This is a genomic window from Mycobacterium sp. 852013-51886_SCH5428379 (genome assembly GCF_001665575.1).
GTDB lineage: Bacteria > Actinomycetota > Actinomycetes > Mycobacteriales > Mycobacteriaceae > Mycobacterium.
In genome coordinates, this window is sequence record NZ_LZSU01000020.1 from 12,436 (window position 1) to 37,268 (window position 24,833).

Genomic DNA, 24,833 nt, shown 5'->3' on the forward strand with positions numbered 1-24,833 from the left:
TATGGCGTGCATCTACTACACGGCCTCCAGTCTGGACGGCTACATCGTCGACGACGCGGACAGCCTCGACTGGCTGCTGAGCCGCCACATCGATCCCCACGGCCCGTTCCACTACGAGGACTTCGCGGCCGGTGTCGGTGCGCTGGTGATGGGTTCGGCCACCTACGAATGGATCGTTCACCACGAGCAGGGTGCCTGGCCGTACACCCAGCCCAGCTGGGTGACGACCAGTCGGCCGCACATCATCGACGATGCGCATCCGGTGCGCACGTTCTCCGGCGACGTGCGCGACCTGTATCCCGAGCTGGTGGCCGCGGCCGGCGACAGGCACGTGTGGGTGGTCGGAGGCGGTGTCATCGCCGCACAGTTCGTCACCGCCGGCCTGGTCGACGAGATGGTGGTGACCTACGCGCCGTGCTCACTGGGCGCGGGATCGCCGGTGCTGCCGGTCCGCTCGGAGTGGACGCTCGCCGAAACCGCCGTCAACGGCGAGTTCCTCTGTGCCCGATGGGTTTCGGTGAGACCGGTCAGCGGCTGACGGCGGGCACGCCGAAGCGGCGGATGAATTCCCGCGACTTGATCAGGAACTCGAGCTGCGCATCGACCTCACGCAGCGGGTCGACGCTGCGGGTCGCGCGGCACAGCACCACCGCCCCCTCCAGCGCCGCGATGCACGTGATCGACAGCGACGCCGCCTCGGCCGGTTCGCTGCCGTCGACCTCGAACGCCCGCGTCAACGCATCCCGCCAGTGCTCGAAGATCGCCCCGGCGACGGAGGTCAGCTGTGGTTCGTCCTCGGCGGCGCCGATGGCCGCACCCGCCACCGGGCAGCCCGCGGTGAACTCGCTGTCGGACAGCAGCGTGGTCCAGAACTCGACGAACCGGTGCACCAGATGCAGTCCGCCCTTGGCTGCGGCCTGGTCGATGACCGCGGTGATGGACTCGCCCGCGTACTTCAGCGCCTCGAAGACGATCTGATTGCGGCCTTCGGGGAAGTGGTGGTAGACGCTGCCGCGGGGAGCGCCGCTGCGCTGCAGCACCTCGTCGATGGTGACGCCGGCCGCGCCGCGTTCCCGGAGGACATCGGCGGCGCTGATCAGCATGCTGGTGCGCGTGGCACCTCGGTGGGGGCGGGTCTTGGTCATCAGATCCAGGTCAGGCGGCGGAAGGCGGACGGTGCGGCGTGGAACGCCACACCGGTCGCGCGGGGAACGTGAAGCGGCGACCGCGCGGGAGGTAATGGACGAACTTCCGGCCGGCGATGTTGAGTTCGACCATCCACATGGCGGTCCTCCTGTTCTATGACAGAAAGCATAGAACAGCCCGCTCGGGTCCACCAAGCGGGATATCGGACCCCGGGGGATGCGCCGTAACTATGAATATGGTCATAATAGGTGCGGCGCCCGAACCGGCGGCCCCGGAGCGGGCGCCACACCAACGTTCGAAAGGGCCCGCACGCTGGGGAAATACCAGCCTGCGGGCCCTTTTCGTATCGGCCTACTCCGGCGTGTAACCGAACGGCAGCAGCGTGCTCTTGGCCTGGCAGTACTGCTCGATGCCCTCCGGCCCGTTCTCCCGGCCGATGCCCGAGTTCTTGTAACCGCCGAACGGTGCACCCGGATCGAACGCGTACATGTTCACCGCGTACGTGCCGGTGCGGATCTTGCTCGCGATCTCGAGGGCCTTCTTGTTGTCGGTCGTCCACACGCTGCCGGCCAGCCCGTAGACCGAATCGTTGGCGATCCGGACCGCGTCGGCCTCGTCCTCGTAGGGGATCACCGCCAGCACCGGTCCGAAGATCTCCTCCTGGGCGATCGTCATCGAGTTGTCGACGTCGGCGAAGACCGTGGGCTGCACGAACCATCCGCTGTCCAGGCCGTCGGGGCGGCCGCCACCGGTGACGACCCGGGCACCCTCCTCGGTGCCCTTCTTGATGTAGCTCTCGACGCGTTCGCGCTGCTTCTCGCTGATCAGCGGGCCGATCGCGGCGTTCGCGTCGTCGGGCAGGCCGACCGGCATGGCGGAGACGAAGTTGGCCAGCTTCTCCACCACCTCGTCGTAGCGCGAGCGTGGCGCCAGCACGCGGGTCTGCGCGACGCAGGCCTGGCCGGAGTTCATCACCCCGGAGAACGCCAGCATGGGCAGCGTGCTGTCCAGATCGGCGTCTTCGAGGACGATCGCGGCAGACTTGCCGCCCAGCTCCAGCGTGCACGGCTTGAGTTTCTCGGCGGCCAGCTTGCCGATCTCCTTGCCGACGGCCGAGCTGCCGGTGAACGTGTACTTGTCGATGGCGTCGCTGGCCGTCAGCGCGCGGCCGGTCTCCGGACCGCCCGGCACGATGGACAGCACGCCCTCGGGCAGGCCGGCCTCGGCGAACATCTGCGCCATCGCGAACACCGACAGCGGCGTCTCGGCGGCGGGCTTGAGCACGATCGTGCAGCCGGCCAGCAGGGCCGGGCCCAGCTTGTTGGCGGCCAGGAAGAACGGCACGTTCCACGCGGTGATCGCACCGACCACACCGATCGGCTCGCGCGTCACCAGCGTCTGGCCGTAGATGCCGTCGCGGATGTCGGACCAGGTGAACTTGTCGGCCGCACCCGCGTAGTACGTGAACGCGGCCATGGCCGCGCCGTACTGCATCATGTCGACGATCATCGCCGGCTGCCCGGTCTCGGCCTTGAGCAGGAACTTCAGCTCGTCGCCGCGCTCCTCCATCAGTTTGACGGCAGCGCCGAGCACCGCGGCCCGCTCGGCCGGCGACATCTTCGGCCACGGACCCTCGTCGAACGCCTTGCGGGCGGCGGCGCACGCGGCGTCGACGTCGGCCGCGGCCGCCAGCGGCACCTGGCCGACCTTCTCGCCCGTCGCGGGCGAGAAGACGTCGATGACGTCGGAGGTGGACGGCTCGACCCACTTGCCGCCGATGAACAGCTTGTCGTACGAAGTCTGATACGACGTTTCCACAGTCTGTGTCATGGCGGTCACACTACCGAAGGTCCGGCCGAACGAGAACCTGTTGCAGTTCGGGGCTGCAGCACCAGGACGAGATTGCTCACGAGGAACTCCCGCAGCCCGGGCACCCGGGTCAGCCACCACGCCCAACGTGGGTGGTAGCGGGGAAAAGCGGCCACCAGCGCACCCGTCGACGCAGCCCAGCGCAGACCGTCGGCGGCCGACACCGCGAAGAGCGACGATCCGTAGTCGTTCTTCGGCCGATGGCCGTGTCGGCGGGTGTAGCGCTCGGCGGCCCGGGCGCCGCCGAGATAGTGGGTCAGCCCCATCTCGTGCCCGCCGAACGGGCCCAGCCAGACGGTGTAGGACAGCACCGCGAGCCCGCCCGGACGGGTTACGCGCAGCATCTCCGCGCCGAGCCGCCAGGGCTCGGCGACGTGTTCGGCGACGTTCGACGACAGGCAGATGTCGACGCTGCCGTCGGCGATCGGCAGCGCCGTCCCGGACGCCCGGATGAAGCGGCGGGAGCTGTCACCGGATGCCGCCGCCGGGGCGGCTCCGGCGTGCATCTCCCGCGGATCGGGCTCCACCCCGAAATAGGTCATGCCGTGACGGGCGAACGCCTCCGCGAAGTATCCGGGCCCGCCGCCCACGTCGAGCACCGTGCGCCCCGCCGGGGTGTCGCCCGTGGCGGCCTGCCACAGCTCGGCCACCATGGCCGCGGTGTCGTCCGCGAGGGCGCCGTAGAACCGGGCCGGATCGCGCTGCTCGAAGCGGAACTCACCGAGCAGTCGCACCGACCGCGACAGGGTGGCCCGGCGGGCGAAGGTCTCGGTGGCTGCCACCGGTCGACCCTAACCAGCCGTTAGGCTGGCTGACGATGTCCTCCCGTCGGCCTGATCGGCCATTACGTTCGGTGTTGCTGCTGTGCTGGCGCGACACCGGGCACCCGCAGGGCGGCGGCAGCGAGATGTACCTGCAGCGGATCGGGGAGCAGCTGGCGGCCGCCGGCGTTCAGGTGACCCTGCGGACCGCGCGCTATCCCGGATCGGCCCGGCGCGAGACCGTCGACGGTGTGCACGTCTCGCGGGCCGGCGGTCCGTACACCGTGTACCTGTGGGCGCTGCTGGCGATGGCGCTGGCCCGCGTCGGGGTGGGTCCGCTGCGGCGGGTGCGCCCGGACGTGGTCGTCGACACCCAGAACGGGCTGCCGTTCCTGGCCCGGCTGATCTACGGCCGCCGCGTCGCGGTGCTGGTGCATCACTGCCATCGCGCGCAGTGGCCGGTCGCGGGTCCGGTGCTGGGCCGCATCGGCTGGTTCGTCGAATCGTGGCTGTCGCCGCGGGTGCACCGGCGGGCGCAGTACGTGACGGTGTCGCTGCCGTCGGTGCGCGACCTCGACGAGCTGGGCGTGGACGCGGCACGGATCGCGGTCGTGCGCAACGGGCTCGACGAGGCCCCGGCGCACACGCTGACGCTGCCGCGGTCGGAGACGCCGCGGATCGCGGTGCTGTCGCGGTTGGTGCCGCACAAGCAGATCGAAGATGCCCTCGCCGCCGTCGCCGCGCTGCGCGGCCGGGTGCCCGGACTGCACCTCGACGTGGTCGGCGGGGGCTGGTGGCAGCCGAACCTGGTCGAGCATGCGGCCCGCCTGGGTATCAGCGCCGCGGTGACGTTCCACGGTCACGTCGACGACGACGTCAAACACGCTGTGCTGCAACGATCCTGGGTGCACGTGCTGCCGTCGCGCAAGGAGGGCTGGGGGTTGGCGGTGACCGAAGCCGGTCAGCACTCGGTGCCGACGGTCGGCTACCGGTCCTCCGGCGGGCTCACCGACTCGATCGTCGACGGGGTGACGGGTCTGCTGGTCGACGACCTCGACGGGCTCATCGACGCGGTCGACCGGCTGCTCGGCGATCCGGTGCTGCGCGAGCAGCTCGGCACCAAGGCGCAGGCCCGCAGCGGGGAGTTCTCGTGGCGGCAGAGCGGGCTGGCCATGCGTGAGGTGCTCGATGCGGTGTGCGCCGGCCGTCACGTGTCAGGTCTGGTGTGGCCCACGTCGGAGCCGTCTGCGTAACGGTACGGCGATCTTCGCACCGGACGTCCGCCACAGCGTTACGCAACCCGCCAGTCCGGACCCGGCCAGCAGCGCCAGCCACGCCACGTGCACAGCGATGAGCAGAGTGCGGTGCGGCGAACTCGTGGCGTCGCCGCCCACCCGGTACACCGCGAGATCGTCGTCGCGGTAGGCCACCGGCAGGTCCAGCGCCGATCCACCGGCTTCGACCACCACCCAGCCCACGCCCGCGTCGGCCAGTTGCCGCGCCGACGCCCCGTCCATCACCAGATCCTGGACCGCCCGCGCGCGGCCGCCCTCCCCGGGCACCGTCGTCCCGGCGACGTTGAGGTCGCCGGTGCTGAGCACGTCGGCGCGCACCCACCGCGGCAGCGGGTCCAGCACCGGCGCCGAACCCGCCCAGTCGAACTGCCGCATGCTGTCCGGCGGTAACACCGCGACCGGACGCGGATCGGCGTTGACGATGTCCGCGGCCGCCGACCAGCCCGCCGGATACCGCACCGCCACCATCCGGTTGCCGACGCCGTACGCCAGATCCGGCAGCACCGCGACGAGCAACGCACAGCTCACCGCGCCGACCGCCGCTACCGGAACGCGCCCCCGCAGCGCCACCACCACACCCGCCGCCGCGACGGCGTAACCCGGCACCGCCAGCGCCACCCACTTCTGGCCGTCGCGCAGTACGCCGAGCCCGGGCAGTACGCGCACGATCGCCTCCACGGCGGCCAGCCCCGGACCGGTGGCCATCAGCGCAGGGAACACCACCGCCGCGACCGCCAGCACCAGCAGCGGCACCGCGGCAGGCCTGCGCACCGCCACCGTCGCCCCGACCGCCACCACCGCGAGCAGCGCCAGCGTGGCGACGACGGCGAACAGCCCGGTCCGGGAGTCGGGGACCGCCTCCGCGTTCCAGATGCCGCCGAGGCCGGCCAGACTGCCCAGCGTGCCGAGCCCCGGTTCGGCCCTGGCCGCGAACACCGCGACCCCGGAGGCCATCGATCCAGACACCGTCGCCGCCAGCGACTTCGACACCGCTGCGGCCACCAGCCACGGCGCCGCCGTCACCAGCAGCGCGGCCAGCGTCGCGGCCACCACCTGCCACCGTCGCCGGCCGGCGCCCGGCGCGCACACGCCGACCAGTGCGACCGCCGTCGCGAGCAGCGCACCGGTCGGTGTCAGCCCGGCCAGCGCGATCCAGAACGGCAACGGCCACCAACCGCCCGAACCGTCGCGCAGCCGCAGCACCGTGGCGGCCACCCATGGCAGGGCGCCGTAGCCCACCAGCAGACTCCAGTGCCCCTGCAGCAGCCGCTCGGCGACGTACGGATTCCAGATCGCCACGGTCACGGCCACGCACCGGCCGGGCACACCGGCGTCGGGCAGCACGGTCGCGGCCAGTCGGGCCGCACCCCAGCCGGCCAGCCACAACCCGGCGACCAGCAGCGCCTTGACCACGATCCCGCCGTCGAGCACCTGCGAGGCCATCGCAACCGCGAAGTCCTGCGGCAGTGCACGCGGCGCGGCCTCGGACAGGCCGAGCGCCGCGTCGGACAGATAGGACCGCGGCGTGGACACCGCGTCGCGCAGCAGCAGATAGCCGGGTGCCAGCAGTGGCGCCGTCACCAGCAGCGACAGCGCCAGCGCGTAGACCGGCGGCAGGTGGCGGGCGATCAGACCGGTCGGTCGGGCGGTAGGTCGGTCGGCCGCTGCGCCGGGAGTTTCTCGGTTCTGGCCTCGGCGCCCGGCACCGGCTGTCCGGCGTCGTCACGCTGGAAGAACCCGTTGTCGGTGTCGTCGAGACCGGGGTCGGCCAGCGCCGATTCGGCGCGCAGGCTGAACGATCCGAGCAGCGCGCCACCGACCAGGAAGACCAGCCCCAGGGCGGTGAAGGTGATCGGCAGGATGCGGCCCCACAGCGCAATCCGGTCCCGCTCGCTGCGGGCGGCCGCGACCTGCGACTCGACGGTCTCCTCGTCGTAGGAGATCTTGTAGTCCACGAAGGTCACCTCGGGCCGCAGCGCGTCGCGGGCGTAGTAGTGGTTCGCGTGCTCGTCGGTCTTGATGATCGTGCCGGACACCGGATCGACCCAGAAGGTGCGCTGCGCGGCGTAGTAGCGGCTCATGGTGATCGGTTCCTCGGGATCACCCTCGAGGCCCCACAGCCCGGCGCGCGCCGTGACCTGGCTGTCCGCGTCGTCCTCGTAGAGCGACGAGTACTTCACCGGTTCGACGAGCTCGCCCTCCTCGTCGTAGCCGACGTTCTGGGTGAAGCGCAGCGCGGTCAGGCCATTGACATCTTCCTCGCCGTCGTAGTTGGCGTCGTAGGCCTTCTGCGCGATCGGGTCGAACATCGGGTAGCTCTTCTTCTCCGTGTCGAACGGGAAGCGGTAGGTCAACCCCTCGTGCGGCAGGGCGATGCTCGTGGGTGGATCCTGGTCGCCGATCGCGCGCGGCTTCTGCACCGACCCACCCGGGTTGCTCTCGCTGGACACGGCCATGGCCGAGGAACGGTCCATCGTCACGGTGTCGACCATCGCCAGCATCAGCCCGTTGTCCTGCTGTTTGTCGGTGCGCCGCAGCGTACTGCCGACCTCCAGGGTGACGACCTCGGCGTTGGCCGGTGATTCAACGGTGAGCTGCTGCTGCATCGTCATCGGCACATCGCGGTCCACCACGAACCGTTCGCCCAGCAGCGAGGCCGGGTCGAACGCGGTGCCGGTCCCGTCGCTGACCAGGGTGGCGTCCAGGTTCAGCGGAACCTTCGCGATCTTGCCCTTGGTGTAGGTCGACAGCAACAGCGCGGCGATCAGCAGGGCAGCTCCCAGCCCCATGAGTCCGCACGCTGCGATACGCAGCGCAACTGCGCGGTTCAATCCGTGCTCCCTTCGGCCCGGGTACGCCCCAGAACTGCACCGCCACCTGCCCCGACCCGGGAGTGGAGGCAAAAACCGGTTCGACACTAACAGCACTCATTAAGGCGCGACTTACTCCGACCTGGTGGCGAGCCGAACCCGGCCGACGACGCTGGCACACTGACTCAGGTGACGACGGACGAGCAGATCGGGGGCACCCGCAGTTTCCTGCCCGCGGTGGAGGGCATGCGCGCCTGCGCGGCCATCGGCGTCGTCGTCACCCACGTCGCGTTCCAGACCGGCCACACCGAAGGCGTCGACGGGCGGTTCTTCGGGCGCTTCGACCTCGCGGTCGCGGTGTTCTTCGCGCTGTCGGGTTTCCTGCTGTGGCGCGGCCATGCCGCCGCGGCCCGCGGCCTGCGCGCGATCCCGCCGACCGGGCACTACCTGCGCTCGCGACTGGTGCGCATCATGCCGGGCTATCTGGTCGCGGTGGTGGTGATCATGTCGCTGCTGCCCGACCGGGTGGCCGATCCGACGGTGTGGCTGGCCAACCTCACGCTCACGCAGATCTATGTGCCGCTGACGCTGACGGCGGGGCTGACTCAGATGTGGAGTCTGTCTGTCGAGGTCAGCTTCTACCTGGCGCTGCCTCTGTTGGCGCTGCTGGTGCGACGGTTCCCGGTCGCGGCGCGGATACCCGTGCTCCTGATCGCCGCGATCGCCAGCCTGTTCTGGGTGTACATCCCGTTCGACGGCGCCTCGGGCCACAACCTGTGGAACTGGCCGCCTGCCTTCTTCTCCTGGTTCGCCGCGGGCATGATCCTGGCGGAGCTGACGGTGCGGCCGGTCGGCTGGATGCACCGGATGGCGCGGCGGCGCTGGCTGATGGCGGCGATCGCGGTGGCGGCGTTCGCGATCGCGGCGTCGCCGCTGGCCGGGCGGGAAGGGCTGCAGCCCGGCACCATCGGCCAGGTCACGCTCAAGACGGTGATGGGCGCGATCCTGGCCGGCGCGCTGTTGGCGCCGCTGGTGCTCGACCGGCCCGACACCCCGCACCGCATCCTGGGCAGCCCCCTGATGGTGACGCTGGGCCGCTGGTCCTACGGGCTGTTCATCTGGCATCTGGCGGCGCTGGCGATGGTGTTCCCGCTGATCGGCGAATTCGCGTTCAGCGGGCACATGCTGACCGTGCTGCCGCTGACGCTGTTGTTCGGCTTCGCGATCGCCGCGGTCAGTTATGCGCTGGTGGAGAGCCCGTGTCGGGAGGCGTTGCGGCGCTGGGAGTTGCGGGCAGGCAAATCCGGTGCGACGCCCGCCCGTCACGCGCCGCCGCTGGATAGCAGCGTCACCGACGCGGCGGAGCCGATCTCGCGCTGACCGTCGGTGATTTTGGGGCCACCATGAGCGGGGTATCCGCTGGCGATCCGTCGGAAGGTCCCCATGGCGAGAACGCGCACCACGGCCGCGCCCGTATCCGGGTGGGCGCCGTTCTCCTCGCCCGTGTACCGCGCGCTGTGGATCGCGCAGCTGGTGTCCAACATGGGGACCTGGATGCAGACCGTCGGTGCGCAGTGGATGCTCGTCGGGGACCCGGACGCGGCCGTGCTGGTGCCGCTGGTGCAGACGGCCACCACGCTGCCGGTGATGCTGCTCGCTCTGCCGTCGGGGGTGCTGGCCGACCTGGTCGACCGGCGGCGGCTGCTGATCGCCGCCCAGGCCGCGATGGCGTCGGCGGTCGCACTGCTGGCCACCCTCAGCGGGACGGGGCTGGCGACGCCGTCGGTGCTGCTGCTCCTGCTGTTCCTGATCGGCTGCGGTCAGGCGCTCACCGCGCCGGCCTGGCAGGCGATCCAGCCCGAACTCGTCCCGCGCGAGCAGATCCCGGCCGCGGCCGCGCTGAGCAGTATGAGCGTCAACGGGGCGCGTGCGATCGGACCTGCGGTCGCCGGGGTGCTGGTGTCGCTGTCGGGTCCGACGCTGGTGTTCGCGCTCAACGCGGTGTCCTTCGTGGGGATCGTCGTGGTGCTCGCCTTCTGGCGCCGGCCCGCCGACGACCGGACGATGCCCTCGGAGCGGCCGCTGGCCGCATTGAGCGCCGGCGGGCGGTACATCCGCAGTTCGCCGGTGGTCCGCCGGATCCTGCTGCGGACCGTGCTGTTCATCGCGCCCGGCAGCGCGCTGTGGGGATTGCTCGCGGTGATCGCCGACCGGCAGCTACACCAGTCCTCTGCGGGTTACGGGGTGATGCTCGGTGCACTCGGGGTCGGTGCGGTGTCGGGGGCCGTGGTGCTGACGCGGCTACAGGCCGTGTTCGGTCAGACCGCCCTGCTGGCGACCGCCGCGGTCGGTTTCGCGGCCGCGACGACGGTGCTGGCGCTCGTCCCGGTGTTCTGGGTCGTGCTGGTCGCGCTGGTGGTGGGCGGCCTGTGCTGGCTGATGTCGCTGTCGACGCTGAACGCCTCGATGCAGCTGAGCCTGCCGGCGTGGGTGCGGGCCAGGGGTCTGTCGGTCTACCAGCTGGTGTTCATGGGCGGCCAGGCGCTGGGCTCGCTGGTGTGGGGTCTGGTGGCGGGCGCCACCAGCAGTGTGACGGCGCTGCTGATCAGCGCCGCGTTGCTGCTGGTGTGCGCGGTGTCGGTGCTGTGGTGGCCGCTGCACCGCAGCACCGGCAACCTCGACGTGACCCCGTCGGCGCACTGGCCCGAACCGGCGCTGGTGTTCGAACCGGCGGCGCCCGACGGACCCGTCGTCGTTCTCAGGTCCTATTGCGTCGCGCCCGAGGACGAAGCGGGGTTCCTCGCGGCGATGGCGCGCGTCGGACGGTCCCGGCAGCGCACCGGCGCGTCACAGTGGCAGCTGTTCCGCAGCGGTGAGGATGCGGACACCTTCGTCGAGGGCTGGGTGGTGCGGTCGTGGCAGGAGCATCTGCGCCAGCACGTCACCCGGCAGACGGGTCAGGATCTGCTGGCCGAGCAGGCGGTGGAGCGGTTCGTCCGGGGGGAGCCGACGGTGCGGCATCTGATCGCGGTGCATCCGACCGACCGGCCGACGAGGTGAGCGCGACGGAGGCGGCGAGGGTGGCGACCGAGATCAGCGCGAGTAGCTGCACGCCTGCCGCGTGGCCGACGTAACCGTCCACCGAACGCCACGGATGCTGGGCCAGCGCGGCCCCGGCCAGGATCAGCCCGCCGGCGGTGACGCCGACGGTCAGGCGGTCCCGCAGCCGCTCCCGGTGGCGCAGCAGGTACAGCCCGCCCAGCGCGAGGCCCACCACCGCCACGCCGACGACCCCGGAGACGACGGCGCCGATCGCCACCGCGCCGGCGCTCGCGACCACGGGTCCGGGTGACCACGGGCGGACCGCGGGATCGGCGGAGCGTCGGCGGGCGGGTAGCCAGGCCAGCAACGCGAGCAGCGGCAGCAGCGACAGCCCGACGATCAGCCCGGCGCGGTAGAGCGTGTTGGAGGCGAACGCCAGCGTGACGGTGCCCGTCGTCGCCGCGGGCACCAGCCAGCCCTGCTGCCAGCCGTTGACGACGACCGGGGTGAGCTCGGCGCCGTCGGCCGTCCGCGCATGCCAGCCCGGGTTGACGCTCTCCGGCACCACCAGCACCCGGTCGCGTTGCGCGCCGAGCACCGTCACCTCCCGCCGGTCCGGACCCCAGGCGCCGGTGTCGGCCAGGGTCGTACCCGCGGGACGGATCTGCGTGCTGAGCGGTCCGGTCAGCTGGACGCCGTCGACGACGAAGGCGTTGCCGGGGCTGACGAGCAACTCCTGCTCCCCGGCAGACAGCTCGATCGGTTCGGTCCGGCACGGCCGGGCGGACACCGGCTCGCCGTCGAGCAGATCGCCGACGGTGGTGGTGACCTCGGTGGGCACGAACTGCCCGGCGACGCCGATGATCGGGCCCTGCCCGCAGGGCAGCGACACCTCCCGCGAGCGGTTGGCCGTGGCGTCGGCCGCGCCGATCGGCCGGCCGGCGCTGTCGAGGGGGACGACCTCCGCCAGCCCGGGCGGTTTGAGCTGGTCGAATCCCAGTGCGGTGCGGTCGATGACGTCCTTCCAGTCCAGCAGCGACACCTTGATCTCGGAGGTGCGGTGCGGGGCCAGCGCGAGGGTCTGCGACTTCGCGGCCGGCGGCAACTCGCGGATCTGCGGACCGTTGCCCAGGTCGACGGCGACCAGCGTGGGATGTGCGGGCGGCTGCGTGCGGCTCGGCGTGACCCGCACGGCGGCGACCTCGGTCTCGGTGGGCAGCGTCAGCGTCAGCGTCGGCGGGCTGCGGCGCTGGGTCACCCGCTGCGGCGCCGTCCATGCCGTATCGGGGTCGCCGTCGGCGGCGGCGAACGCCGAGCCGAGGATGTCGATCACCTCGGAGTCGCCGGTCGCCCGGATCGCGTCGGGCTGGGCGATCAGCTCGGCCAGATTCGGCCCCTGCCGGGCCCGCAGCCACACCGTCGGCGTCACCGGCATCGCGGTCGGCACCGTCAGGGTGCGGCTCAGGTTGACCGGCTCCTCCGGGGACAGCGCCATCGTGGCCGCGCACTTCACGCCCTCGGGGCTGTCCACGCACCCCGGCCGGCCCAGCATCTCCGATCCCAGATCCCATTGCGCCACCGCCGAACCCTCCGGCGGTCCCGGGACCACGACGGTGTGGCGGAGCTGGACCGGCGTGGCGAAGCCGTTGGCGTCGTACTGGGTGACCGACAGATCGGTGATGCCGAACTGCACACCGCTGGACCCGTCGTCGGTGCCGGTCGCGGTCAGCCGCACCCACGGCGTCTCCCCGTAGGGCAGGGCGACTGTCAGCGGTTTGCCCGGTTCGTCGAACCGCAGGGTCGTCGTGCCGTTGACGGTGGCCACCTCGATCCGGCGGACCTGCGCGCCGATGGCCGTGGCGCTCGGCGTGACGGTGATCGCGGCGTTGGTGACGGGTTTGTCGAAGTCGATCTGCAGCCACTGGCCCAGCGCGGCCTGCAGGGAATTGGACACCCAACTGGTGGACGAGTCGGAGTCGATGACGGCGGCCGGGCCCGTCGCCGGCGCCACGTTCGGCAGCGCGGTCGAGTCGGCCGCCGAACTCGACACCGTCAGCCGGCCACCGCTCCACCGCCCGTACACCGGATCCGTGCCCGCTGACGGATAGTCGGGCACCCGGTTGAAGGTGTGGCGCCGATCGTCGGGGGTGCGGATCGCCGACGAGTGGTCGTCGACGCGGCCGTAGTCGGTCTCCCGGGCGGTCGGGGTATCGGTCACGGTGACCACCGGCACCGGCAGCCCGGCGCGCTGCGCGTCGGCGGTCAGCAGCATCGGCCCCAGCGGCGGTTGGCCGAGCAGCCGCCGGCGCTCGTCGATGCGCAGCAGCGCCTCGGGGGCGCCGTCGATGCGGGCCATCGCGTCGGCGTCGACCAGATATGGCGCCGCCGGATTGTCCTGCGTCGCGACGCGGTAGATCTCCACCGGCGGATAGTCCGGTCGCAGCCCGCTGTCGGTGACGAACCCCTCCAGGGTGCCGGGGCCGACGGGGTCGCCGAACTGTGCGACGCGGGTCAGCCCGGGGGAGCCGTCGATCGCGCGGTGCACCAGGATCGGGCGGGCCGAGCGGGACGCCTCCGGATCGAGGTCGTTGCGGACCACGACGTAGGAGATGCCCTGCCGGGCCAGGGTGTCGGCCAGACCGGCCGAGGGCCGGCCCGCCGCGAGCAGGCGCTGCACCGAGTCGAGTGCGCGGATGGTCTCCGGCGGCGTGAGCGGGATCGAGTCGCGCACCCCCCACGGGCTGTCGCCGAGCACCTGCAGCGGCTCGTCGTGGCTGCTGCCCCAGATCTGGGTGGCGAACGGCGCACCCGGCACCACCAGCACCCGGCCCGCCGTCGGGCCGCCGGTGTTGTGCTCATCGAGCCACTGCGCGGCGTCGTGCCAGTACGGCGGGATGGCGGTGAACGCGCCGGGCGGGGTGAGCCGGCCCGTCCACGCCAGCGACGTACCCGCGGCCAGCGCGGTCAGCACGACGAGGCCGACGGCGACGCGCCGGTCCCGTTCGGGATGGGCGAGCGCGTCGATCCACACCGGCCGCGGGACGCTGCCGGGCAGCGGGACCCGTCCCAGCAGATGGGTCAGCCCCAGCGCCAACGGCAACCGCAGCACGGGGTCGAGTTTCTGCAGATTGCGCAGCGGTGTGCCGTCGGCGTCGAGGAAGGCCTGGACCTGCGCGGCCACCGGTGAGCCGAGGCCACCGGAGTAGCCGGCCGCCAGCAGCGCCACCCCGGCCAGCAGGATCACCGTCAGGCGGCCGCGCGCGGGCATCGTCCGCATCGCCAGCCCGGCCAGCCCCGCCGCGGCGACCAGCACCGTCGCCAGCACCGCCACCGATCCGGTCACCAGCGGCGAACCGGCCGTGGCGGTGGGCGCCACGAACGGCGTCCAACTGCCGGTGCCGCGCAGCATCTCGGTCAGCGACATCCACTGGGTGGTCACGCCCGAGGACTCGATGAAATCGAGGAACGGCGGGCTGATCCGGCCGAGCAGCAGCAGCGGGATGACCCACCACAGCACCGCGAGCGCCGAGCAGCCCAACCACCACGCGGTGAATTTCAGCCATCGTCGGCCGGGCCGGTGGCACGCCCACCACAACACCGCGGCCAGGCAGCCGGTCAGCGTGGCCACCGCGTTGACCGCGCCCATCAGCGCGATGGCGCCCGCCGAGCGGGCGGCCAGCAACCGGATCCGAGGGTCACCCCGCAGTGTCACTCCCACCCCTGCCGGCCCGCCCAATGCCATGATCACCGGCAGCAGCACCCACGGCGCCAGCATCATCGGCAGCGTCTCCGACGACAGCGCGCCGAGCGTGGTCAGCACCCGCGGGGACAGCGCGTAGGCGACGGCGCCGACGACGCGGGCAGACGTGGTGCCGATCCCGAGTGCCTCGGCGACCCGGAGCACCCCCCAGAACCCGACGACCAGCAGCAGCGCCCACCACAGCCGCTGCGTCACCCAGCCCGGAACACCGAGCAGGTCACCGGCGAGGAAGAACGTGCCGTGCGGGAAGAGGTAGCCGTAGGCCTGGTTCTGCGCCTGACCGAACGGCAGGTCGCTGTTCCAGAGATTGGCGGCGCGCGCGAGGAACTGCAGCGGGTTCGCTGTGAGATCGAGCTTGGTGTCGGGTGAGATCTGTCCGGGCGACTGGGCGAACGTCAGGAGCAGCGCCGCCGCGGCGGCTACCCACAGCCAGCGCCGCGACAGCGGCGGGGCGGGCGAACTAACCCCTGTCGCCGTACTCGACCCGGTTCAGCACCGAGGACGCCGGATCGCCCGCCTGCAGCGGGGGCTTCGTGTCCTGCTGCACCATCAGCGTCACCCCGAAGACGGCCGCCGCGCCCAGCAGCAGGCCGACGACGATGCTGGCCGCGGAGGGGACGATGAACCGTTCCATGGCGCCAAAACTAGCACGGGGGACGTCAGCGGCCCGGTGGCACGATCAGCACCGGCCGGTGCCCGCGGCGCAGCACATTGTCGGCGACGCTGGACTGCATCAGGGACCGCAGACCGGTCGTTCCGCGCGTTCCGGTGACGATCAGGGCGGCGTCGAGCTTGTCGGCGGCCTCGATGATCGTGCCCCACACGGTGCCCTGGATGGCGGCGCACAGCGGGTCGGCGGTGAGCCCGGCCTTCTGGGCCAGGGCGACGCCCTCGGCGTTGGTGCGCTGGGCGTCGGCGTAGGCCATGTCGATGTCGTCGTCGTCCACGACGTCCGGTGGCCCGTCCAGATCGAGCGCCGCAGGCGCCTGACCGCGTTGTACGGGCGACCACACGGTGAGTACGACGGCGCGGTGGAAGGCCAGGAGGCGGCCCGCATATTGCACGGCGCGACGGGCGTTGCTGGTGCCGTCGTAGGCGATGACCATGGTCTCGACGGGTGGTGTCTTCGCTGCCCGCTCGCGCGCCATCTGCCCTCCTTCGTCCGGATCTCCACCCTATGGGATGGCCGTTCCACGGCCGGGCGCATCGATTACCGCGGTCGTAGCGGTTAGTGTCGGGGTCCATGCGATGGACCCGTGGATTGTGTGCACTCGCGGCGACCTCCGGACTGCTGGTCGCCTGCGCGCCCGCCGCCGAACAACCCGAGGCGCCCCAACCTGTTGTGACGCCGGTGAACACCGCGGTGGCCCAACCCGGCGCCCTGCCGAACGCGCCCGCGCCGCTGGCGCCCGGGGCGCCGGCGTGCGGTGACGGTGCGGCGCTGCTGGCCGGGATGTCGGCCCGCGACAAGCTAGCCCAGCTGCTGATGGTCGGGGTGAGCGACGCCGCCGACGCGCGCGCCGTGGCCGACGCCCATCGTGTCGGCGGCATCATGATCGCCAGCTGGACCGACAAGTCGATGCTCTCGGACGGATCGCTGGCCGAGATCGCCTCCTCCGCCACACCGCTGCCGCTGGCGGTCAGCGTGGACGAGGAGGGAGGCCGGGTGTCGCGGTTGTCCGGTCTGATCGGCGCCCAACCGTCGGCGCGCGAGCTGGCGGCCACGTCGACCCCCGAGCAGGTCTACGGCATCGCCCGGGAGCGCGGTCAGGCGATGCGCCGCCTCGGCATCACGATCGACTTCGCCCCCGTCGTCGACGTGACCGACGCGGACGCCTCCAGCGTCATCGGCGACCGGGCGTTCGGCTCGGATCCGATGACGGTCACCGAGTACGCCGGTGCGTACGCCCGCGGGTTGCGCGACGCCGGGGTGCTGCCGGTGCTCAAGCACTTCCCCGGCCACGGCAGCGCGTCGGGCGACTCGCACGCCCAGGGTGTGGTGACGCCGCCGCTGGCCGAACTGCAGGAGCGCGATCTGGTCCCGTACCGCGCGCTGACCGCGCAGCCGCCCGTCGGGGTGATGGTGGGCCACATGCAGGTGCCCGGTCTGACCGGCAGCGATCCGGCCAGCCTGAGCCCCGCGGCCTACGGACTGCTGCGCTCCGGCGACTACGGGGGTCCGGGGTTCAACGGTCCGGTGTTCACCGACGACATCTCGAGCATGCGGGCGATCACCGATCGCTACGGGGTGCCCGACGCCGCGCTGCGCGCCCTGCAGGCCGGTGCCGACACCGCGCTGTGGGTGTCGACGGCCGAGGTGCCCGCGGTCCTCGACCGGCTGGAGAAGGCGCTGGCATCCGGTGAGCTGTCCCCGTCGCGGGTGGATCAGTCGGTGCTGCGGATGGCGGCGGTCAAGGGGCCGAGCCCGCTCTGCGGCGGCTGACCTGCCTACGCTGATCTGATGGCAGGTGGAACGAAGCGGCTACCGCGGGCGGTCCGTGAGCAGCAGATGCTCGACGCCGCGGTGCAGATGTTCTCCGTCAACGGCTATCACGAGACGTCGATGGACGCCATCGCCGCCGAGGCGCAGATCAGCAAGCCGATGCTGTATCTGTACTACGGCTCCAAGGAGGAGCTCTTCGGTGCCTGCCTGAACCGCGAACTGGCCCGCTTCGTCGACCAGGTGCGCAGCGAGATCGACTTCACCCAGGCGCCGAAAGACCTGCTGCGCAACGCCGTTCGCGCGTTCCTGAGCTATATCGACACCAACCGGGCGTCGTGGATCGTGCTCTACACCCAGGCCACCAGTTCGCAGGCATTCGCGCACACCGTCCGGGAGGGCCGCGAACGCATCATCGACCTGGTGAGCCGGCTGCTGACCTCAGGCACCCGCAACCCTGAACCGGACACCGACTTCGACATGATGGCGGTCGCTCTGGTGGGGGCGGGGGAGGCGATCGCGACCCGCGTCAGTGCCGGCGACGCCGACGTCGATGAGGCCGCCGAACTGATGATCAACCTGTTCTGGCGCGGCCTGCGAGCCACCCCGGCCGAAAAGGACCGCTGAGACTGCTCACAGATCACGATTCGCGGCGAAAACGCGATCTGTGAGCAGTTTCGACGACGACTCGTCGGGCTACAGCGGGCGGATCTTGCCCGTCAGGTGCGGATGGCCCTTCGTCAGATGCCGCAGCGTGAGATCCCAACCGCCCTCGGCGGCCCGGTCGACGTAGAGGCCGGCTTTGGCCGGCAGCACGACGGGTTTGCCGAAGCGCACGTCGTAGCGGACCGCTCCGGGCAGCTGGCCCTCGACGTTGGCCAGCACGGCCGCCGCCGAGAACATGCCGTGCGCGATCACCGTCGGGAAGCCGAACAGCTTGGCGGCCACCGCATTCGTGTGGATCGGGTTGTGATCCCCGCTGACCGATGCGTAGTGCTTGATCTGTCCCGGCGACACCGACAGCACCGCATTCGGCGGACCCAGTTTCTCGGGCTTCTTGCGCGGGGGCTTCGGCTCGTCGGACAGGCTGGTGCGCTGCTGGTGCAGGAACGTCGTGACCTGATGCCACCGGACCTCGTTGCCGACCTTGACGTCGGTCACCACGTCGACCAGCAGCCCGCGGCGGTGCTCACGCAGGTTCTCCGCGCGCACCTGGGCCGAGACGGTGTCGTCGACGGCGATCGGGCGGTGCTGGGTGATGTGGTTTTCGACGTGCACGGCGCCCATCGCCGAGAACGGGAAGTCGAACCCGGTGATCAACGACATCACCGTCGGGAACGTCAGCGCGAACGGATACGTGATGGGCACCGTGTCGCCGAACCGCAGCCCGGTGACGGCGGCGTAGTCGGAGACGTGGGCGGGATCGATCGTCAACTCGTCGACCGTCAACGTCCGGTCGGGCAGGGTCTCGCCGCGCGGGATGAACGGCAGCGCCCCCGCGGCGGCGCGCGCGAGGTTACGCAGTCCGGATGGCTGGCTCACCGCGTCACGCTCCCAACATGGCCTGGCCGCAGACCCGAATCGTGTTGCCGGTGACGGCATTCGAGGCTGGGCTGGCGAAGTAGGCGATGGTCTCGGCGACGTCGACGGGCTGACCGCCCTGATACAGCGAGTTGAGCCGGCGGCCCACCTCCCGGGTGGCCACCGGGATGGCCTCGGTCATCTTCGTCTCGATGAAACCCGGGGCGACGGCGTTGATGGTGATGTTCTTCTCGGCCAGCTTGTCGGCGAGCGCATCGGTCAGGCCGATCATCCCGGCCTTGGTGGTCGCGTAGTTGGTCTGCCCGCGGTTGCCGGCGATCCCGGCCATCGACGACAGGCCGATGACGCGGCCGCCCTCGCCGAGCGTGCCGTTCTGGACCAGACCCTCGGTCAACTGCAACGGCGCCAGCAGGTTGACCGCGACGACGGAGTCCCAGCGGCCCTCGTCCATGTTGGCCAGCAGTTTGTCGCGGGTGATGCCGGCGTTGTTGACCAGGATGTCGAGGCGGCCGCCATTGACGTCGGAGAAGTGTTCCCGGACGTGCTCGGCGATCTTGTCGACCGCATCGGCGGCGGTGACGTCTAGCGTCAGCGCGGTTCCGCCGACCTTCTCGGCGACCTTGGCGAGATCCTCGGCTGCCTGTTCGACGTCCACGGCCACGACCTGGGCGCCGTCCCGTGCGAACACCTCGGCGATGGTCGCGCCGATCCCGCGCGCCGCACCCGTCACCACAGCGACCTTGCCGTCGAGCGGCTTGTCCCAATCGGCGGGTGGCGTGGCGTCGTCCGCGCCCACGCGGTACACCTGACCGTCCACATAGGCCGATTTACCGGACAGGATGAACCGCATCGTCGACTCGAGGCCGGTCGCGGCGGTCTTCGCGTTCGGCGACACGTACACCAACGACACCGTCGCGCCCCGGCGCATCTCCTTGCCCAGCGACCGGGTGAAGCCCTCGAGGGCGCGCTGCACGATCTGCTCATGCGGGCTGCTCGTCTCGTCGGGCGAGGTACCGATCACGACCAGGCGCGCGTTCGGGGTCAGATTGCGCAGCAGCGGGGTGAAGAACTCGTAGAGGCCCTTGAGACCTGCGGGTTCGGTGATGTGCGTCGCGTCGTACACCAGCCCGCCGAACTTGTCGGCCCAGCGCCCGCCGATGTTGTTGGACACCACTTCGTAGTCGTCGGCCAACGCGGTGCGCAGCGGTTCGACGACACGTCCCTCGCCGCCGATCAGCAACGCGCCCGGCAGCGGTGGCTGATCCGGGCGGTAACGCCGCAGCGTCTCGGGTTGCGGGATGCCGAGCTGTTTCGCGAGGAACGAACCCGGGCCGGAGTGAACAATTTGGGTATAGAGATCGTTGGCCACTTCAGCTTGCCTTTCGTCCGCGGAGTGGTGGATTCACCCGAACTTACTCCTGAGTAAGAACGGTGGGTAATATCGGGTCTTAGATAGCCGGATTGACTGTGGAGGCAAACGTGGCTGACAGCAAGACCATGCGGCGGGTGGCCGTCATCGGCGGAAACCGCATCCCGTTCGCGCGCTCGGACGGCGCCTACGCCAACGCGTCGAACCAGGACATGTTCACCGCGGCGCTCGGCGGTCTGATCGACCGCTACAACCTGCACGGTGAGCGGCTCGGCGCGGTGATCGGCGGGGCGGTGCTCAAGCACAGCAGGGATTTCAACCTGATGCGGGAATGCGTGCTCGGCAGCGCGCTGTCGTCGGCGACGCCGGCGTTCGACATCCAGCAGGCCTGCGGCACCGGCCTGCAGGCCACCATCGCCGCGGCCGACGGCATCGCCGCCGGGAGATACGACGCGGCGGCGGCCGGTGGCGTCGACACCACCTCCGACGCCCCGATCGCCTTCGGCGACGATCTGCGCAAGGCGCTGCTCGGGCTGCGTCGCGCCAAGTCCAACGTCGACCGGCTCAAGCTGGCGGGCAAGCTGCCGGCCGCGCTGGGCATCGAGATCCCCGTCAACAGCGAACCGCGCACCGGCATGTCGATGGGTGAGCACGCCGCCATCACGGCCAAGGAGATGGGCATCAAGCGCGTCGACCAGGACGCGCTGACCGAGGCCAGCCACCGCAACATGGCGGCCGCCTACGACCGCGGCTTCTTCGACGATCTGGTGACCCCGTTCCTCGGGGTGTATCGGGACAACAACCTGCGACCGGATTCGTCGGCGGAGAAGCTGGCGAAGCTCAAGCCGGTCTTCGGCGTCAAGCTCGGCGACGCGACGATGACGGCGGGCAACTCGACGCCGCTGACCGACGGCGCGTCGGTGTCGCTGCTGGCGTCGGAGGACTGGGCGCAGCAGCACGGGGTCGAACCGCTGGCGTACTACGTCGACGGCGAGACCGCGGCGGTGGATTACGTCAACGGCAAGGACGGTCTGCTGATGGCGCCGACGTACGCGGTGCCCCGCCTGCTCGCCCGGAACGGGCTGACGCTGCAGGACTTCGACTTCTACGAGATCCACGAGGCGTTCGCGTCGGTGGTGCTCGCGCACCTGCAGGCCTGGGAGTCCGAGGAGTACTGCAAGGAGCGGCTCGGCCTCGACAGTGCGCTGGGTTCCATCGACCGCTCGAAGCTCAACGTCAACGGCTCGTCGCTGGCGGCCGGGCACCCGTTCGCCGCGACCGGCGGCCGGATCGTGGCGCAGCTGGCCAAACAGTTGGCCGAGAAGAAGAAGCAGACGGGGCAGCCGGTGCGCGGACTCATCTCGATCTGCGCCGCGGGCGGACAGGGCGTGGCGGCGATCCTCGAGGCCTGATCGCGCGCTGTAACGCCGTGCTGTAACGCCGGGGCACGGCGCCTCGATACACCGGATAGCTCCGTGTTGCCGTCTGACCCCCCGACCCGACGGCAACACGGGGCATCTTCTTGGTCGGCTGCACCTCTGGTACGAGGGGTTCACGAGGTGCGGGCCGACCGCCTCACTGGCGCCCATGCAAAACGCCCCCGCACTCGGCGGGGGCGTTTCGCGTAAGGGGGGTGATGGAGATCAGAAGGCCGCTTCGTCGAGCTCCATGATCTCGTTGTCGAGGTTCTCGACAACCAGGCGCGTGCTGGTGAGCAGCGGCAGGTAGTTCTTCGCGAAGAACGACGCCACCGCGATCTTGCCTTCGTAGAACGACCGCTCGGCACCGGTGGCGCCCTGGTCGAGCGCGTCGATGGCCACCGCGGCCTGACGCTGCAGCAGCCAGCCGATCATCAGATCGCCGACGCTCATCAGGAAGCGGACCGAGCCCAGGCCGACCTTGTAGACGCTCTTCGGGTCCTCCTGGGACGCCATCAGGTACCCGGTCAGCGAGGCTGCCATCGCCTGGACATCGGTCAGCGCCGTCGCCAGCAGGGCGCGCTCGGCCTTGAGGCGACCGTTGCCGGTCTCGGCCTTGACGAACTCTTCGATCTGACCGGCGACGTGTGCCAGCGCCACACCCTTGTCGCGGACGATCTTCCGGAAGAAGAAGTCCTGCGCCTGGATGGCGGTGGTGCCCTCGTAGAGCGAGTCGATCTTGGCGTCGCGGATGTACTGCTCGATCGGGTAGTCCTGGAGGAAGCCGGAGCCGCCCAGGGTCTGCAGCGATTCGGTCAGCTTGGCGTAGGCCTGCTCGGAGCCGACGCCCTTGACGATCGGCAGCAGCAGATCGTTCACCTTGAGTGCGAGGTCGCCGTCGACGCCGTGCACCGCCTGGGCCACCGAGACGTCCTGGTAGGTGGCGGTGAACAGGTACAGCGCCCGCAGACCCTCGGCGTAGGCCTTCTGGGTCATCAGCGAACGACGCACATCGGGGTGATGGGTGATGCTCACGCGCGGGGCGGTCTTGTCGGTCATCTGGGTCATGTCGGCGCCCTGCACGCGGTCCTTGGCGTACTCGAGTGCGTTGAGGTAACCGGTCGACAGCGTCGCGATGGCCTTGGTGCCGACCATCATGCGGGCCTGCTCGATGACGTCGAACATCTGCGCGATGCCGTTGTGCACCTCGCCGACCAGCCAGCCCTTGGCGGGAACGCCGTGCTGGCCGAAGGTCAGCTCACAGGTGGCCGAGACCTTCAGGCCCATCTTGTGCTCGACGTTGGTGACGTAGACGCCGTTGCGCTCGCCCAGCTCACCAGTCTCCGGGTCGAAGTGGAACTTCGGTACGAAGAACAGCGACAGACCCTTGGTGCCCGGGCCTGCGCCTTCGGGGCGGGCCAGCACCAGATGCATGATGTTCTCGAACAGGTCGTCGGAGTCGGCGGAGGTGATGAACCGCTTGACGCCGTCGATGTGCCAGGTGCCGTCGGGCTGCTGGACGGCCTTGGTGCGGCCCGCGCCGACGTCCGAACCGGCGTCCGGCTCGGTGAGCACCATGGTGGCGCCCCAGTTGCGCTCGGCGGCCAGCTGGGCCCACTTCTTCTGCTCGTCGGTGCCGTTGTCGTAGAAGATCTGCGCCATGCCGCCGCCCATGGCGTACATGTAGGCGGCCGGGTTGGCGCCGAGGATGTGCTCGATCAGGGCCCACTGCAGGGCGCGGGGCATCGGCATACCGCCGAGCTCCTCGGACATGCCGGCCTTGTCCCAGCCCGCGTCGAACAGCGCCCGCATCGACTTCTTGAAGCCGTCGGGCAGCGTGACGGTGTGGGTCTTGGGATCGAACACCGGCGGATTGCGGTCCCCCTCGACGAAGGAGTCGGCGATCGGGCCCTCGGCCAGGCGCGCCATCTCGTCGAGCATCTCGCGTGCGGTGTCGGCGTCCAGTTCGCTGAAGTCGCCCTGGCCCATGGCCTTGTCGACACCCAGCACCTCGAACAGGTTGAACACCTGATCCCGGACGTTGCTCTTGTAGTGGCCCACGATTTCCTCCTCGATGAAGCGCCACCTGCGGTTGGGTACTTCCGGTCGAAGTTACCCACCAGTAACTGCGGCTGACTATACCCGTCGGTAACTACAACGCAAACACCTGCGCAGCAATTTCCGCCGACTAATCAACCGGGCGGTTGGCCGAGCCCCGCGCGTCGCCGAAACAGGACCACTGACCAGCGAAAAAGGACCGGTGTGACAAGCGTCACTCGGTGGTGATCTAGGGTGTTCTGATGCGCAACGTGGCGGTCTGGGGAACGGGCAATATGGGTGCGACGGCAATCCGGTCGCTGACCGGATTCCCCGGTCTGCGGCTCTCGGCGGTCATCACCTCGACAGCCGCGAAAGTGGGCCGGGACGCCGGGGAATTCGCGGGTCTCGGCGGCCGCACCGGGGTGGCCGCCACCGACGACATCGACGCGGCGCTGGCCGTCAGCGACGCGGTGGCCTATATGGCGTCGGGCGACATCCGGCCCGACGAGGCAGTCGCCGACATCGAGCGATGCCTGCGCGCGGGCGCGCACGTGGTGACGCCGTCGCTGTACTCGCTCTACGACCCGGCCTCCGCGCCCGTGGAATGGGTGGAGCGCCTGACAGCCGCCGCCCGGCAGGGCGGGTCCGCGCTGCTGGTGAGCGGCGTCGATCCCGGCTGGGCCAACGACGCGCTGGCTGTACTCGCCGCGGGCCTGTGCACGCAGATTCGCAGCATCCACTGTCAGGAGATCTTCGACTACTCCACCTACGACCAGCCGCACGCGGTCAAGGTGCTCTGTGGTTTCGGCGGCCCGATGGACGAGACACCGATGATGCTGCTGGCGTCCATCCCGACCATGGTGTGGGGCGGCAACATCCGGCTCATCGGCCGCCGGCTGGGCGTGGAGATCGACGAGATCGTCGAAGACGTGCAGCGCCTGCCGCTCGAACAGGACGTCGACACCGTGATGGGGCGCTTCGAGAAGGGCACGCAGGGCGCGTTCTGGCTCAAGGTCATCGGCCGGTCCGGCGGACGCGACCGCATCGTCGTCGACCACATCACCCGCATCCACCCGTCCTGCGCGCCGGACTGGCCGCAACCCGATGAGGGAGCCGGCGACCACCGCGTCGTCGTCGACGGCGATCCACAACTCACGATCGTCTCGCGCGCCGACGTCCCCGGCGGAACCCGCGCCGACGGCGGCAACACCACCGCCGCCAACCGGCTGCTCGGGGCGATCGGGTGGCTGGCCGGACAGGAGCCGGGCATCTACGACGGCCTCGACGTGCCCCTCAACAGCACCCCGACCGAACTCGAAGCCGCGCGCTGGGCCGACTGAC

19 protein-coding genes are annotated in these 24,833 nt (G+C 70.5%); 8 read left to right on the plus strand and 11 right to left on the minus strand.

Annotated features, from left to right (window positions below; translation table 11 throughout):
- The first annotated feature begins 1 nt into the window (after position 1).
- The gene (locus tag A5757_RS09435) at positions 2-538 is read left to right on the plus strand and encodes a dihydrofolate reductase family protein (RefSeq protein WP_066832373.1); all 537 of its coding nucleotides are present in this window, start codon (positions 2-4) and stop codon (positions 536-538) included.
- Here A5757_RS09435 and A5757_RS09440 read toward each other — a convergent pair.
- The 3 genes from A5757_RS09440 to A5757_RS09450 form a co-directional block, all read right to left on the minus strand.
- Positions 528-1,145, minus strand: a complete 618-nt coding sequence (locus A5757_RS09440) for a TetR/AcrR family transcriptional regulator (RefSeq protein WP_231983936.1) — start codon at positions 1,143-1,145, stop codon at positions 528-530. The genes A5757_RS09435 and A5757_RS09440 overlap by 11 nt on opposite strands.
- A gap of 352 nt (positions 1,146-1,497) precedes the next feature.
- The gene (locus A5757_RS09445; protein ID WP_066832442.1) at positions 1,498-2,976 is read right to left on the minus strand and encodes an aldehyde dehydrogenase; all 1,479 of its coding nucleotides are present in this window, start codon (positions 2,974-2,976) and stop codon (positions 1,498-1,500) included.
- Between the two features lie 5 nt (positions 2,977-2,981).
- Positions 2,982-3,797, minus strand: coding sequence for a class I SAM-dependent methyltransferase (locus A5757_RS09450; protein ID WP_066832376.1), 816 nt, complete (start codon positions 3,795-3,797; stop codon positions 2,982-2,984).
- A 35-nt stretch (positions 3,798-3,832) separates the two neighbouring features.
- Here A5757_RS09450 and A5757_RS09455 point away from each other — a divergent pair, with 35 nt between their 5' ends.
- Positions 3,833-5,029 (plus strand): glycosyltransferase family 4 protein, encoded by a 1,197-nt coding sequence (locus A5757_RS09455; RefSeq protein ID WP_066832379.1) that lies wholly within the window; start codon positions 3,833-3,835, stop codon positions 5,027-5,029.
- Here A5757_RS09455 and A5757_RS09460 read toward each other — a convergent pair.
- Both A5757_RS09460 and A5757_RS09465 read right to left on the minus strand, forming a co-directional pair.
- Entirely contained in the window at positions 4,991-6,688 is a 1,698-nt protein-coding gene (locus A5757_RS09460) for a hypothetical protein (RefSeq protein ID WP_231983937.1), read from the minus strand. The two genes, A5757_RS09455 and A5757_RS09460, sit on opposite strands and share 39 nt — an antisense overlap.
- 11 nt (positions 6,689-6,699) lie before the next feature.
- On the minus strand, positions 6,700-7,902 hold the full coding sequence (locus A5757_RS09465; RefSeq protein WP_066832384.1) for a DUF3068 domain-containing protein: 1,203 nt from the start codon (positions 7,900-7,902) through the stop codon (positions 6,700-6,702).
- Positions 7,903-8,127: 225 nt separating this feature from the next.
- Here A5757_RS09465 and A5757_RS09470 point away from each other — a divergent pair, with 225 nt between their 5' ends.
- Together A5757_RS09470 and A5757_RS09475 are read left to right on the plus strand one after the other, a co-directional pair.
- The gene (locus tag A5757_RS09470; protein ID WP_156618280.1) at positions 8,128-9,261 is read left to right on the plus strand and encodes an acyltransferase; all 1,134 of its coding nucleotides are present in this window, start codon (positions 8,128-8,130) and stop codon (positions 9,259-9,261) included.
- A 63-nt stretch (positions 9,262-9,324) separates the two neighbouring features.
- Entirely contained in the window at positions 9,325-10,941 is a 1,617-nt protein-coding gene (locus A5757_RS09475; RefSeq protein ID WP_066832389.1) for an MFS transporter, read from the plus strand.
- Here A5757_RS09475 and A5757_RS09480 read toward each other — a convergent pair.
- The 3 genes from A5757_RS09480 to A5757_RS09490 are packed head-to-tail and all read right to left on the minus strand — an operon-like array spanning position 10,823 to position 15,831.
- The gene (locus tag A5757_RS09480) at positions 10,823-15,127 is read right to left on the minus strand and encodes an alpha-(1->3)-arabinofuranosyltransferase (RefSeq protein WP_197497305.1); all 4,305 of its coding nucleotides are present in this window, start codon (positions 15,125-15,127) and stop codon (positions 10,823-10,825) included. The two genes, A5757_RS09475 and A5757_RS09480, sit on opposite strands and share 119 nt — an antisense overlap.
- A gap of 16 nt (positions 15,128-15,143) precedes the next feature.
- On the minus strand, positions 15,144-15,317 hold the full coding sequence (locus A5757_RS09485) for a DUF2613 domain-containing protein (RefSeq protein WP_066832392.1): 174 nt from the start codon (positions 15,315-15,317) through the stop codon (positions 15,144-15,146).
- Positions 15,318-15,342: 25 nt separating this feature from the next.
- The gene (locus A5757_RS09490) at positions 15,343-15,831 is read right to left on the minus strand and encodes a universal stress protein (RefSeq protein WP_066832395.1); all 489 of its coding nucleotides are present in this window, start codon (positions 15,829-15,831) and stop codon (positions 15,343-15,345) included.
- 95 nt (positions 15,832-15,926) lie between these two features.
- Here A5757_RS09490 and A5757_RS09495 point away from each other — a divergent pair, with 95 nt between their 5' ends.
- On the plus strand, positions 15,927-17,126 hold the full coding sequence (locus A5757_RS09495; protein WP_197497303.1) for a glycoside hydrolase family 3 N-terminal domain-containing protein: 1,200 nt from the start codon (positions 15,927-15,929) through the stop codon (positions 17,124-17,126).
- A gap of 18 nt (positions 17,127-17,144) precedes the next feature.
- Complete coding sequence (locus tag A5757_RS09500; RefSeq protein ID WP_066832399.1) at positions 17,145-17,750, plus strand: TetR/AcrR family transcriptional regulator; 606 nt, start codon at positions 17,145-17,147, stop codon at positions 17,748-17,750.
- Positions 17,751-17,819: 69 nt separating this feature from the next.
- On the opposite strand, the gene A5757_RS09505 is transcribed toward A5757_RS09500, so the two are convergent.
- Together A5757_RS09505 and A5757_RS09510 are read right to left on the minus strand one after the other, a co-directional pair.
- On the minus strand, positions 17,820-18,665 hold the full coding sequence (locus A5757_RS09505; protein WP_066832400.1) for a MaoC/PaaZ C-terminal domain-containing protein: 846 nt from the start codon (positions 18,663-18,665) through the stop codon (positions 17,820-17,822).
- A gap of 4 nt (positions 18,666-18,669) precedes the next feature.
- Complete coding sequence (locus A5757_RS09510; protein WP_066832402.1) at positions 18,670-20,034, minus strand: 3-oxoacyl-ACP reductase; 1,365 nt, start codon at positions 20,032-20,034, stop codon at positions 18,670-18,672.
- 110 nt (positions 20,035-20,144) lie between these two features.
- Here A5757_RS09510 and A5757_RS09515 point away from each other — a divergent pair, with 110 nt between their 5' ends.
- Positions 20,145-21,446: an acetyl-CoA C-acetyltransferase gene (locus A5757_RS09515; protein ID WP_066832444.1), complete on the plus strand. Its 1,302-nt coding sequence runs from the start codon at positions 20,145-20,147 to the stop codon at positions 21,444-21,446.
- A 231-nt stretch (positions 21,447-21,677) separates the two neighbouring features.
- Here the strand turns inward: A5757_RS09515 and A5757_RS09520 are convergent, their stop codons facing one another.
- Complete coding sequence (locus A5757_RS09520) at positions 21,678-23,513, minus strand: acyl-CoA dehydrogenase (protein ID WP_066832404.1); 1,836 nt, start codon at positions 23,511-23,513, stop codon at positions 21,678-21,680.
- A 239-nt stretch (positions 23,514-23,752) separates the two neighbouring features.
- On the opposite strand from A5757_RS09520, the gene A5757_RS09525 reads away from it, so the two are divergent.
- Positions 23,753-24,832 carry a dihydrodipicolinate reductase gene (locus A5757_RS09525; protein WP_066832406.1) on the plus strand — a complete coding sequence of 360 codons (1,080 nt, stop codon included), beginning with the start codon at positions 23,753-23,755 and terminating at the stop codon, positions 24,830-24,832.
- Position 24,833 lies beyond the last annotated feature (1 nt).